Raw genomic sequence first — 12,342 nt, 5'->3', positions numbered from 1 at the left:
AGAAAGAAGGTGGCATATTTGAGATATCACACACATATTGCAACATCGATTGCTGCCGGTGCCGGCGTGGCTATAACAGGAGACGCTTCGTTTACATTTCCTTATGTTGTAGGCATCGCGATTGGAGCACTGCTTCCTGATATTGATGAACCAAATTCATATATTGGTAGAAGATCTCTTGGTCTCGCAAAAATAATTAAATCTATTTTTGGACACAGGGGTATTACGCATTCTATTCTTGCAAGTGGACTTATTTTTTATTTACATACGATGTATGACAATGACTTTACATTAGGAATAGCCTATGGATACGCTTTTCATATTCTTGGAGATTTCTTTTCTAAACGAGGGGTACCTTTTTTCTCACCTCTTAGCAAGAAGAAGTTTAAGCCTCCTTTAACATATGAAACAGGTAGCGGAGCAGAGACTCTCATCTTTTACCTGGCAGTGATAGGAAGTTTCTATATGTTTTATAAGTATCAGCTGTACACCCAGCTGTTTTAAAGGAAGAAGAGGCTGGGACAAAAGTATGTTAGCCGAGATGAATGACGAACTATTGATCAAAATGTTTGATTGGTGGTTCGTTTTTTATTGGAATGGTGAACGTAGGTCTCATCTGTTTAGTTGCTTCTAGCGATTGATTGGAGGGCAAGGCGAAGACTCCTGCGGGAAAAGCGGACTAGATGAGACCCCGCAGAAGCCTAGCGACGAGAAGGCTCATCGGCCACCCGCAGAAAGCGAAGCCTTGTACGGATATCAACAGCGGTGTAGAAGGCCATTTATACTAGAGCATTTATCTAATTTGTTCGTCTTTAAATGGAAGTGATTTAGTTATGTCTCAACCTCTCTTTTAGGCTTCCACTACGTAAAGTTCAGTCGTTTTTATAGGGAGGGTAATGGTAATGGTTGTCCCGTCATTTTTTTCACTAGATACATGAAAAAAACCATTATGTTCGTTAATAATTTTGTTGCAAATTGTTAGGCCAAGGCCTACTCCTCGTTCTTTTGTTGTATAAAAAGGTTCTCCTATATGAGGGATACGCTTTGAATCAATTCCGCATCCGCTGTCTTTTATCATAATGCACAGCGTTTCTCTAGCTAATTTTTCAATCGATACCGCCAGCTTGCCACCGTTCTCCATAGAATCAATGGCATTTTGTATAATATGGATAAATGCTTGAATTAACTGTGTTTTTTGTCCAATAACGAGCAGAGGATGTTCTTTTGGATAATGGCGAATGATGTGGATGTTTTTGACTCCAGTAGCCGGTTCGAATTGCTTTAATACCTCATCTAGCAAGTCTGTAATAACAATGCTTTCTCTATATACGTATTCTTGTTTAGCTAAACTCATAAACTCTGTGATGATATATTCAATTTGTGAGAGCTCATGCTGAATGAGGTCTCGATAAATCATTGTTTTTTTCGGCTGCTGTGTCTCACTGAACAGTTGTACAAACCCTTTAATAGTTGTCAAAGGATTCCGAACCTCATGTGCGATACTGGCAGCTAGATGGCCGATGACAGAAAGTTTTTCTGAATTCTGAATCTTTTTCTCTGCTTGTCTTTTTTCTGTTACGTCTCGTGAGACAAATACAAACCCTTCAATTTCTCCAGTAGATGTGATAATTGGAGCACCTTTGCATTCTAATAAAACGATGGTGCCGTTCAAATGAAACTTCCGGTATTCAAATGTGGAGGTGCTTTTTGTTTTACTCATGTTAGCTAAAACAGTCGAGATTATGTGTTTATCTTCGGGATACGCATTGATAAGCACATGTTGTCCAATAAGCTCATCAGGATAAACGCCTAACGTTTTAGCGTAAGAAGGAGAAGCGTATTCATAAATGCCCTCTTCAGTAGTAGCACATACTAAATCACGAGTATGAGATAAAATAGTCTGATGCTTTTGTTCATTGTCCTCCGTCATGATTCGATCTTTTAATGGATAAAAAAGCTGATCTTCTTGTGTGGCAAAGGTGTGCCGAACTTGTGTGCCGCACATTCTGCAAAAATTATAATCTTCCTTATAGTTACAAGAAGGGCAAATGGGCATCGAATCACTCCAATCAGCTCTATGCAATGAGAGAGTTCTCAAGCATATATAATCATTATTATATATTCAAATTATAGGAAAAAATAAGAAAAATCAAATGTGCTATAGAGAGGAGAATTGGGCTTGAAAACCCTATAAAGAGATTTCAAATACATGTTTTTAGTTGCAAATAGATTATAATTGGAATTTTTAAACATTTTAAAAAATCAGCACATTAAATAAGAGGAGCAGTTTACCTCTTATTTAATGTGCTGATAATGCTCTAGCGCTCGCTCTCTAGCTGCTTTATGGTCGACAATTGGGGTGGGATATGTTTTATTAAGTGTAACGTTTGCTTTTTTTAATACGTCTGCTGGGGCCTCCCAAGGTTTATGAATATAAGAAGAAGGAATATCTTTCAGCTCTGGAAGCCACTTTTTAATATATTCTCCTTCCTTATCAAATTTTTCTGATTGAGTGATTGGATTAAAGATACGAAAATATGGCGCGGCGTCTGCTCCCGAGCCTGCAACCCACTGCCAGCCCATTGTGTTATTAGCTAAATCTGCGTCTACTAAGGTATCAAAAAACCAATTTGCTCCGTGCTTCCAATGAATTAAAAGGTGCTTTACTAAAAAGGAAGCAGCTACCATTCGAACTCGATTGTGCATAAACCCTGTTTCCCAAAGCTCCCGCATTCCGGCATCGACAAGGGGATAGCCGGTTTTGCCATTTTTCCAAGCTTGAAGCTCTTTATTGCCGTCAGCCCACTGAAATTGCTTGAATTCTTCATTAAGCGGTTTACTTGTGGTGTGCGGGAAATGATAAAGCAGCTGATAAGCAAAATCTCGCCATATAAGTTGACGAATAAACATTTCAGCTTGATGTTCAAAAGCTTCAGAACGTACTTTTTCCGCTTTATTTCTTAAATAATGATAAAGAACTCGTGCTGAGAGCTGTCCTGAAGCGAAATAAGGAGAGAGAAATGAATTTAATGCTTCAGCAGGAAAATCTCGTCCGTTTTCATAATGAAGCAGCTTATTTTTTAAAAACGTCTTAAAAGCTTCAATAGCGCCTTTTTCCGTAGCTTCCCACGTCGACTTAATCGTTTCATCCCACGGTATGCTTGGAAGCAAATTGAGATCTGAGACTGAAAGAGATTCAACCGGTTTAGAGGAGGCCTGTATGGAAGTAACTTTTTTTACAGCAGAAGATACTGAATGTTTTTGAGAAGCTTTATAGTAAGCTGTAAATACTTTATAAGGATCTCCATTTTCTTTTGTGATTTTCCAAGGTTCATGAAGGAGAAATCCCTCAAATGTGCGAATATTTATTTGTTGCTCTGAAAAAAAAGCTTGAAGCTCTTTATCTCTTTTTAACACATGTGGTTCATAGCGTCTATTCCAATAAATATCTTGTGCATTCGTTTCATGGAGTAATTTTTGCAACACATCTTTAGGGTTTCCTTTTTGTATAATCAGCGTTCCTTCTATTTTTTTGATCGAGGTTTTAAAGTCATTCAGCGCATAGTGAAGCCACCATTTACTTGCACTTCCCATTGAGCTTTCTTCATAGTCGTCATGGATATAAACAGGTACAACCATTCCTTCTTTAGCTGCGTGAAATAGAGCTGGGTTATCAACCAGCCGAAAATCTTTTCGAATCCATACGATAATGGTTTTATTCATCATGTACCGCCTTTCTATCTGCAATTTGCCTCGATTATAGCTTTTTTCTTATACGTTCTACAATTTTGAATGTGTAGAAGGCCTATTTTCTTATGGACGAATTTCAGATTGATGGTAAAAAGAATAACGTAAACAGAGTAAGAGAATGGGAAGGAGCCCTTAAAAATGAGAAATTCGTATGGAATGAAACAAACCGGACAACCGATATCCAATCCCTATATGCAAGCAGCACCTAAACCGGCTAAAATGCCGCCTATGCCTTCTGCAAAAGAAATGCAGGCAATGCCGATGCAAGAAGGCGCAAATCAAATGCCAATGTACGGAGAAATGCCGCCGATGAAAGATGCAATGCCGTCGATGCATGGAGGAATGAATCAAATGCCAATGCACGGAGGAATGCCGCCGATGCATGGAGGAATGAATCAAATACCAATGCACGGAGGAATGCCGCCGACGCAAAAAGAAATGAATCAAATGCCAATGCATGAAGGAATGGGCCAAATGCCGATGCAAGACGGAATGCCGCCAATGCACGGAGGAATGGGTCAAATGCCAATGCACGGAGGAATGGGTCAAATGCCGATGCACGGAGGAATGGGCCAAATGCCGATGCAAGACGGAATGCCGCCAATGCACGGAGGAATGGGTCAAATGCCGATGCACGGAGGAATGGCGCCAATGCACGGAGGAATGGGCCAAATGCCGATGCAAGGTGGAATGGCGCCAATGCACGGAGGAATGGGCCAAATGCCGATGCAAGGTGGAATGGCGCCAATGCACGGAGGAATGGGTCAAATGCCGATGCACGGAGGAATGGGTCAAATGCCGATGCATGATTGCGGATGCCGCGATTTCTCAGCACCCGTTGGTCATCAGCAGCCTCATTCTTTAAATGATTGGATGTTCATGCAACAAACAAATCCACGCTCTTTTTAATAAACCCTTTACCCTAGATAAAAGGGATGTATTTTTGAATCTTTAGTATAAATATAGAATTTTATTAATTGAAACGTCATGAGAAAAAGAATAGTTCTTACTCTTTTTCCATGACATTCAATTTTTTGAAAATATTAATCACATCTTTTGGGTGTTTTCTTACATAAGAGAGTTTGGTAGAGTTTTTTAAGTATAAATACAGGGAAAAGAAGGCAAAAGCTCTATATTAAAGGGGAAAGGGTGTTTTTAGAATGATATTAGAAGTCACAGCTGCAACCTTACATGATGCTAAAGTTGCCCAGGAACATGGTGCCGATCGTATAAGCCTTGTAACTGGAATCGGTGAAGGCGGCTTAACCCCAAGCTACGGTTTGATGAAAAAAGTGAAAGAAACGATACATATCCCAATATTTGTGATGATTCGCCCACATAATCAATCTTTTCAATATGATGAAGATGATTTGCAAACAATGATTGAAGATATTCACTATGCAAGAGAAATCGGCATTGATGGAATTGAAATAGGCTGTTTAACAGAAGACAAAATTATTGATGAGCAAGCTTTAAAGCGACTGCTGGATGCGGCAGGAGAAATGAATGTAACGTTCCACTTAGCATTTGATGAAATCAGTGATCAAGAAAAGGCGCTTGAAACGCTTGTAAGCTATAAGCAAATTCAGCGTGTCATGACTTCAGGAGCGGATAAAAGTGCGCTAAACGGTATTCCTCATATTAAAAAACTGTTAAGAAGAATGAAAGATAAAGATATTATTTTAATCGGGACAAAAGGGCTGAAACCTGAAAATCTTCAAGCGTTCTTATCCGTTACTCCCGTGAAAGAAATTCGTATTGGTTCAGGGGTTCGAGTGAATTGTCAATATACGAAACCGCTTGACCCAAGGAGTGTAAAAACTGCAAAAGAAACGATGAATAAGCAAAAGTAACAGAAGTGCTACAAGAAATTGTAGCACTTTTTTATTTGGAAATAGAAAGGGACTTATTACATAGTTTTCCCTAAATGGAAAACACCATAAAACCCTTTGAATCCTTGATACATAAGAGAAATACTGCGTTTTTTCGATTTTAAAGTGAAATAGGAATAATTTCATATTTTCAGAATAATTATTGACATTGATAATCATTATCATTTATTGTTGTAATTGTTAATGAAAATCATTATCAATTTAACAAACAGGAGGATATGATATGTCAACGTCAACGAAACAACTTATATCAAACGAAATGCTGCTTGCTATGCAAAATGAACGTGAATCCAATGCAAGGTCTTATCCTAGACGGCTTCCTATTGCAATTAAACAAGCAAAAGGCGCCGTGATCACAGATATGGATGGAAAAGAGTATATTGATTGTTTAGCAGGAGCCGGCACGCTTGCTCTTGGTCATAACCATTACGTAGTTCATGAAGCAATACAAGACGTTTTAGCAAAATCTATTCCTTTACATACATTAGATTTAACAACGCCTGTGAAAGAAGCTTTTATCGATGAAGTATTTGCTAGTTTACCAGAAGAATTTGCAAACAAAGCGAAAATACAGTTTTGCGGTCCAACTGGAGGAGACGCAATTGAAGCGGCTTTGAAGCTTGTAAAAACAGCAACAGGTAACCGAACGATTTTATCTTTTCAAGGGGGATATCACGGCTCCACGCACGGAACGTTAAGCATTAGCGGTACAACGAGTCCCAAAAAGCACATTCATGCGCTAGTACCCGATACACATTTTCTACCTTATCCATATGAATACCGCTGCCCGTTTGGCGTGGGTGCTGAAGGTCACACTTACATTAGTACATACATTGAAAATATGCTGGATGATCCTGAAAGCGGAATTGTTACTCCGGCGGGTGTTGTAGTAGAAATTGTACAAGGAGAAGGAGGCTCTGTTCCGGCGCCGATTCCATGGTTAAAAGAGCTTCGCAGAATCACAAAAGAACGAAACATTCCGCTTATTGTAGATGAAGTTCAAACTGGAATTGGACGAACAGGAAAGCTGTATGCATTCGAGCACGCTGATATCGAACCGGATGTACTAGTTCTATCTAAAGCAATTGGAGGCAGCCTTCCTTTATCAGTCGTTCTGTATGATAAAAGGCTGGATCAATGGGAAGCGGGTGCACATATCGGCACCTTTAGAGGAAATCAGCTTGCGATGGCTACAGGACAAGCCACTCTGCAATTTATAAAACAAGAAAACTTACCTGCACATGCTCATGAATTAGGAGCTTATATTCAGAGTCAGCTAAAACATATTCAAAAGCAAGTATTCTCAATTGGTGATGTACGCGGAAGAGGTTTGATGCTGGGCGTTGAAATCATAGACGCAACAAAGCCGGCTAATAAAATCGGCAGTCATCCTGCAAACGGTGAGTTAGCTAAGCTGATTCAAAAAGAATGTTTTGACAGAGGCGTCATTTTAGAAGTGGGTGGAAGGCATGGTGCTGTTATTCGTCTGCTTCCTCCATTAATTTTAACGAAACAACAAACCGATGAAGTGTTAACAAGATTTGAAGAAGCGATAAAAGCAGCAGAAGAGAAGTGGGTGAATAAATAAAATGGCGCCGTTTGAAAAGTGGTTTTTATCATCATCCAAAGAAAGCCTCGAGAATTATGAAGCGATGATAGGCGGAATGACTGAGATGATTAAACGTCACTACCATGAACTAAAATCCCCTTATACTCACATAGACGTTGACGAACTATCGAACTTAGTCAATCGTTCGGTCTATTTTAGCGAACACGAACAGCCGCTAGAAGATCTGTTTGATGACGTACAAGCCGTAGTGCTGGATCATTCGCTTCATATTTCGCATCCCGGGGCAATGGCGCACTTGCATTGTCCTCCGATTATACCGGCCCTTGCTGCGGAAGTGATGATTTCTGCTTTGAATCAATCTATGGACTCGTGGGATCAAAGTCCGGCAGCTACGTATATAGAAGATCAAGTGATTGATGAGTTAACACAACAAATTGGTTATTCAAGCTCTTCTTCCGGCGTTTTTACAAGCGGAGGGACTCAGTCGAATTATATGGGACTTCTGCTTGCTCGTAATGAATATTGTCATGCTGCATTTTCAATTGATGTTAGTGAAGAAGGTTTACCGCTCCAAGCTAAAAAACTGCGGATTTTCTGCTCCGAAAAAGCCCACTTTACGGTGCAGCAATCTGCAGCTCAGCTTGGATTGGGCATGAATGCAGTGGTGAGTGTAAAGTGCAATGAAAGGCACGAGATGGATATAGAAAATTTAGAAGAAGCGATACGGGAAGTCAAAGCACAGGGAAACCTTCCTTTTGCTGTTGTAGCAACGGCAGGCACGACGGATTTTGGAAGCGTGGATCCTCTTTTTGAAATAAGTGAGCTTGCTAAAAAAGAAGGGCTTTGGCTTCATGCTGACGCCGCTTATGGAGGAGCGCTGATATTTTCACATAAATATCGTGAACGCTTAAAAGCTCTTGAACGAGCAGATTCTATTACGATGGATTTTCATAAGTGGTTTTATCAGCCGGTGAGCTGTGGTGCATTTCTATTGAAGAATTCAGCTATGTTCAAACACATTCAGCTTCATGCAGATTATCTAAATCCCGAAGAAGATGAGCATGTACATTTGGTAGATCGCAGTATTCAAACGACCAAACGATTTGACGCCTTGAAGCTATGGCTGACTTTCCGTTCAGTAGGTACAAAAGAGTATGGGAAAATGGTTGACCAAACGATTGAAACGGCTAAGCAGACAGCTGAACATTTACGAAAGCAAAGGAATATTACGGTGTTAAATGATCCTTATATGAACGCGGTTGTATTTCGCTATGTGCCAGATACTTTATATGGTGATTGTCAAAAACAGCAGCATTATGAAAATAAGTTAAATCAGCGTATTCAGCAGCATTTATATGAAAAAGGCACTTTTATCATGGCAAAAACAAAGCATAAAGAGCAAGCTTATTTAAAGCTAACGATGTTAAATCCTATGATTACAGTTGATTCTGTTGCCACTCAGTTAGAGGAAGTCGTGGCTTTAGGAAAAGAGTTGGAGAAAAAGGAGGAGCGATTACGTGAACGCTCAGTTGTCGGCTAATTTTATTACGATGCAAAATATTATTAATTGCTATATTCGAGAAACAGGTAAGGGAGTATGGCAGTCCGTTTCAGAAATGAAAAGCGAGGAAACGCTCGTTCTTAGGTTAGAAAAACAGCCGGTAACTCTTTACTTTCCAGTAAAGTACCGTTCAGCTACCGGACGTCACTTGTTCTTTCCGGTCTTTTATTATCGCATTCAGAAAGAGGAGCTCAAGGAATTAGATGTCGTCACTCTTTTAGCCTTTCTTTTAAAAGAAGTAACAGATCATTTATTACAAGTAAATGAGCTAATTGTACGTGTGCTATTAAGCTACGAAAATATGAAATTGTTCATTGAAAAAAGACAGAAAGAGTTAGAAACGTGCTATAAATGGGACAAAACGTTCTTAGAATCTGAGCAGTCATTGCTTATTGGCCACCAGCTGCATCCAACACCTAAAAGCCGTCAAGGGATATTGCCTGAAGAAGAAGAGGTGTTTGGGCCTGAAGTGAACGGCAAATTTCAGCTTCATTATTTTAAAGCACATAAATCTCTTGTTGCAGAACAGTCTGCCGGGAGTCAAACCGCTTCACAGCTTATTAAAGAGCAACTGAAAAAAGATAACAAGGTTTCTGAAGAATTCATACAGTCGCATTGCCAAGCGGACGATTATTCACTTATACCTATGCATCCGCTGCAAGCTCGTTATCTTTTAGGAAAAGAAGAAGTGTGTGAATGGATTCAAAAAGGCAGGCTTGCTTATCTAGGGCCACACGGTCAGCTGTTTTATCCGACTTCGTCTGTTAGAACCGTATACAGTAAAGATGCAGATGTGATGTACAAATTTTCTATTCCGGTAAAGATCACTAATTCACTGAGAGTGAATAAACGCAAAGAATTAAGCAGAGGAGTAGAAGTTAGCCGTTTATTGCAAAAGGGATTACAGGCGGAGCTTCAAGAAAACCATCCGGCTTTTCAAGTGATTGAAGACCCTGCTTACATCACGCTTGGAAAAAAGGAGCTTGGGTTTGAAGTCATGATTCGAAGCAATCCTTTTCAAGGTGAGCATGGGAACCGTACAACACTCTTAGCAAGTTTGTGTCAAGACCATGTGTTTGGAGAGGCTTCTCAAATTGATAATATTATTAATTACATTGCTGCTAATGAAAATAACACGATTGAAGATGTAAGCAAACGCTGGTTTAAACGTTATTTAGATGTCTCTTTTCACCCGATGATGTGGCTTTACACTCAAAAAGGAATCGCGCTGGAAGCTCATCAGCAAAATTCCGTTATTAAGCTTGATGAAAGCGGGTATCCATCGGTGTTTTACTACCGCGACAACCAAGGCTACTACTTTATGAAATCAAAGGAACAAGAGCTTCGCGAGCTGCTTCCTTCGTTAAACGGAGAAAGCGATACGGTATGTGATGACGCTGTAGCGGAAGAAAGATTTCGCTATTACGTATTTTTTAATCATATTTTAGGATTAGTTAATGCTTTTGGTGCAGCTGGCCTCGTTCAAGAGTCAGATCTGCTATTGATTCTGCGACAAGAAATAGAGATGTACAAAGAAAAAGATCATACGGGGCTTGTTTCATCGATGTTAGAAGAGAAAGTGCTTCCTTGCAAAGCCAATTTCTTAACGCGTGTTCATGATATGGATGAGCTGGTAGGGTCTCTTGAAACGCAGTCTGTTTATGTAAATGTTGAGAATCCGCTGTACGAATCTGCAGGTGTGCGTGTATGAATTCAGCATTACAAACGAAGTATCCATTTATAATTCAGCAAAAGGAGCAGAGCATCACCTTTCGCTCTGTTTCTTTTAATAAAGATTTCGACCGTCTCTATAAGTGGATGCATGAACCGCATGTTATTCCGTATTGGAATTTAAATATTTCAAAACAGGCGTATGAGCAGCATTTAAAAACATTTTTAGCGGATTCTCATCAAAAACTGCTAATTGGAGAAATTGACGGTGTACCTATGAGCTACTGGGAATCTTATATGGTTGAAGGCGACATAATCAGTAACTATTACGTTTATGAAAAAGGAGATCAAGGGATTCATCTATTAATTGGAGAACCTGCTTTTTTAGGAAAAGGCTATATTTATCCGCTGCTTCTTAGTTTGCTAAAGCACAAGTTTGACGTAGCGGACACTACTAAAGTAATAGCGGAACCAGATATACGAAATGAAAAAATGATTGCAGTATTTAAAAAATGCGGGTTTCAATTTATGAAAGAAGTGTCCCTGCCTGATAAAACAGGTGTACTGCTGAAATGTGAAAGAGAAGTATTTGAAAGAAGGTGGAGAGAATGGAACAACGGGACATTTTAGACGTAATTGGAGTAGGAGTTGGTCCATTTAATTTAGGATTAGCAGCTTTAATTGATAAAACAGATTTTACATATAAATGTTTTGAACAAAAAAATGAGTTTAATTGGCATCCAGGAATGCTTTTAGAAGGGACAACTCTTCAAGTTCCGTTTATGGCAGACGTGGTCACGATGGTGGATCCGAAGAGTCCGTACACGTTCTTAAATTATTTGCATGAGCATGAGCGCTTGTATCAGTTTTATTTCTTTGAGAAGTTTCACATTCCGAGAAATGAATACAATCATTATTGCCGCTGGGTAGCGAGCCAGCTGAGTGGGCTTGAATTTAACAGCACAGTAAAAGAAGTAAAAATGCATGAAGACGCTAAACCTTTTTATGAAGTAACGGTTGAAAAAGAAGGAAAGCTTCATACCTATTACAGCTATCATCTTGTAACCGGAGTAGGTACACAGCCCGTAGTGCCAAGAGACTTTCAATCAGTAGCCAGCGATACGTTCTATCACTCCGCTCAGTACAAAATGAATCGTGAACAAACGCTGAAGGCTAAAAGTATTACCGTAATTGGCTCTGGTCAAAGCGCAGCTGAAATTGTCTATGATTTACTTCAACAGCAGCCTCAGTTTGACTATAAGCTGAATTGGTATACGCGCTCAAAAGGGTTTTATCCGATGGAATATTCAAAGCTTGGCCTTGAACATTTTTCACCTGATTATACCCGCTATTTTTATAGATTGCCCGAAGAGAAAAAAGAGAGCGTTTTACGAAATCAAGCTCTTTTATACAAAGGAATAAGCTTTGAAACGATCGGTGATATTTATGAGTTGATTTACGAACGAACAATTGGAGGAAAAGAAGTACCGCTAACGATGCGCGCGCTTACGGAACTTGCAGGCGTTGAAAAGACAAACGATACACATCTTCTTACTCTTCACCAATACGAGCAGGACTTGTTTGAAAAAGAAGAAAGTGAAATTGTTATTATGGCTACGGGCTATCATGCAAAAGAGCCTGCTTTTATGGAAGGTTTAAAAGAACATTTGCTGTTTGATGAAAAAGGACAGCTGAAAATTAACGAACTCTATCAAGTTGAGATGAAGAAAAAAGGAGCCCCGCTATTTGTTCAAAACGGAGAGCTTCATACACACGGAGTTGGAGCTCCGGACTTAGGCTTAGGCGCTTATCGCAATGCTGTTTTGATTAACCAAATTGCAGGTAAAAACGTGTACAAAATATATGAAAATACTGTTTTCCAAAAGTTTGGATTTTAA

General features: G+C 39.5%; 11 protein-coding genes. 9 read left to right on the top strand and 2 right to left on the bottom strand.

Annotated features, from left to right (window positions below; all coding sequences use genetic code 11):
• Positions 1 to 18: 18 nt before the first annotated feature.
• Together ACN6NE_RS04935 and ACN6NE_RS04930 are read left to right on the top strand one after the other, a co-directional pair.
• Positions 19 to 504 carry a metal-dependent hydrolase gene (locus ACN6NE_RS04935; protein WP_474324757.1) on the top strand — a complete coding sequence of 162 codons (486 nt, stop codon included), beginning with the start codon at positions 19 to 21 and terminating at the stop codon, positions 502 to 504.
• A 133-nt stretch (positions 505 to 637) separates the two neighbouring features.
• Positions 638 to 826 (top strand): hypothetical protein, encoded by a 189-nt coding sequence (locus tag ACN6NE_RS04930; protein WP_165351657.1) that lies wholly within the window; start codon positions 638 to 640, stop codon positions 824 to 826.
• A 24-nt stretch (positions 827 to 850) separates the two neighbouring features.
• Here ACN6NE_RS04930 and ACN6NE_RS04925 read toward each other — a convergent pair whose 3' ends face one another.
• Both ACN6NE_RS04925 and ACN6NE_RS04920 read right to left on the bottom strand, forming a co-directional pair.
• Positions 851 to 2,056, bottom strand: coding sequence for an ATP-binding protein (locus tag ACN6NE_RS04925; RefSeq protein WP_474324755.1), 1,206 nt, complete (start codon positions 2,054 to 2,056; stop codon positions 851 to 853).
• A gap of 239 nt (positions 2,057 to 2,295) precedes the next feature.
• A complete protein-coding gene (locus ACN6NE_RS04920; protein WP_474325208.1) occupies positions 2,296 to 3,723 on the bottom strand; it encodes a cryptochrome/photolyase family protein in 1,428 nt (475 codons plus the stop codon).
• A 165-nt stretch (positions 3,724 to 3,888) separates the two neighbouring features.
• Here ACN6NE_RS04920 and ACN6NE_RS04915 point away from each other — a divergent pair, with 165 nt between their 5' ends.
• The 7 genes from ACN6NE_RS04915 (at position 3,889) to ACN6NE_RS04885 (ending at position 12,342) form a co-directional block, all read left to right on the top strand.
• Positions 3,889 to 4,659: a hypothetical protein gene (locus ACN6NE_RS04915; RefSeq protein WP_474324753.1), complete on the top strand. Its 771-nt coding sequence runs from the start codon at positions 3,889 to 3,891 to the stop codon at positions 4,657 to 4,659.
• A 251-nt stretch (positions 4,660 to 4,910) separates the two neighbouring features.
• On the top strand, positions 4,911 to 5,603 hold the full coding sequence (locus ACN6NE_RS04910; protein WP_474324751.1) for a copper homeostasis protein CutC: 693 nt from the start codon (positions 4,911 to 4,913) through the stop codon (positions 5,601 to 5,603).
• 262 nt (positions 5,604 to 5,865) lie between these two features.
• Entirely contained in the window at positions 5,866 to 7,230 is a 1,365-nt protein-coding gene (locus tag ACN6NE_RS04905; RefSeq protein WP_129704356.1) for an aspartate aminotransferase family protein, read from the top strand.
• 1 nt (position 7,231) lies between these two features.
• Positions 7,232 to 8,752 (top strand): pyridoxal phosphate-dependent decarboxylase family protein, encoded by a 1,521-nt coding sequence (locus ACN6NE_RS04900; protein WP_474324749.1) that lies wholly within the window; start codon positions 7,232 to 7,234, stop codon positions 8,750 to 8,752.
• Complete coding sequence (locus tag ACN6NE_RS04895; RefSeq protein WP_129704352.1) at positions 8,730 to 10,484, top strand: IucA/IucC family protein; 1,755 nt, start codon at positions 8,730 to 8,732, stop codon at positions 10,482 to 10,484. Before ACN6NE_RS04900 ends, ACN6NE_RS04895 begins: the two co-directional genes overlap by 23 nt.
• Positions 10,481 to 11,074 carry a GNAT family N-acetyltransferase gene (locus tag ACN6NE_RS04890; RefSeq protein ID WP_129704350.1) on the top strand — a complete coding sequence of 198 codons (594 nt, stop codon included), beginning with the start codon at positions 10,481 to 10,483 and terminating at the stop codon, positions 11,072 to 11,074. The genes ACN6NE_RS04895 and ACN6NE_RS04890 overlap by 4 nt, the downstream gene beginning before the upstream one ends.
• Positions 11,053 to 12,342: a lysine N(6)-hydroxylase/L-ornithine N(5)-oxygenase family protein gene (locus tag ACN6NE_RS04885; protein ID WP_129704348.1), complete on the top strand. Its 1,290-nt coding sequence runs from the start codon at positions 11,053 to 11,055 to the stop codon at positions 12,340 to 12,342. Before ACN6NE_RS04890 ends, ACN6NE_RS04885 begins: the two co-directional genes overlap by 22 nt.

The sequence above is a fragment of the Priestia sp. 53B2 genome, from assembly GCF_056099005.1.
This window is presented reverse-complemented; position numbering and strand designations above follow the sequence as displayed.

Coding starts and splice junctions, on each gene's coding strand:
- ACN6NE_RS04885 (WP_129704348.1), top strand. CDS start 11,053: ATGGAACAACGGGACATTTTAGACGTAATTGGAGTAGGAGTTGGTCCA.
- ACN6NE_RS04925 (WP_474324755.1), bottom strand. CDS start 2,056: ATGCCCATTTGCCCTTCTTGTAACTATAAGGAAGATTATAATTTTTGC.
- ACN6NE_RS04890 (WP_129704350.1), top strand. CDS start 10,481: ATGAATTCAGCATTACAAACGAAGTATCCATTTATAATTCAGCAAAAG.
- ACN6NE_RS04910 (WP_474324751.1), top strand. CDS start 4,911: ATGATATTAGAAGTCACAGCTGCAACCTTACATGATGCTAAAGTTGCC.
- ACN6NE_RS04900 (WP_474324749.1), top strand. CDS start 7,232: ATGGCGCCGTTTGAAAAGTGGTTTTTATCATCATCCAAAGAAAGCCTC.
- ACN6NE_RS04915 (WP_474324753.1), top strand. CDS start 3,889: ATGAGAAATTCGTATGGAATGAAACAAACCGGACAACCGATATCCAAT.
- ACN6NE_RS04920 (WP_474325208.1), bottom strand. CDS start 3,723: ATGAATAAAACCATTATCGTATGGATTCGAAAAGATTTTCGGCTGGTT.
- ACN6NE_RS04905 (WP_129704356.1), top strand. CDS start 5,866: ATGTCAACGTCAACGAAACAACTTATATCAAACGAAATGCTGCTTGCT.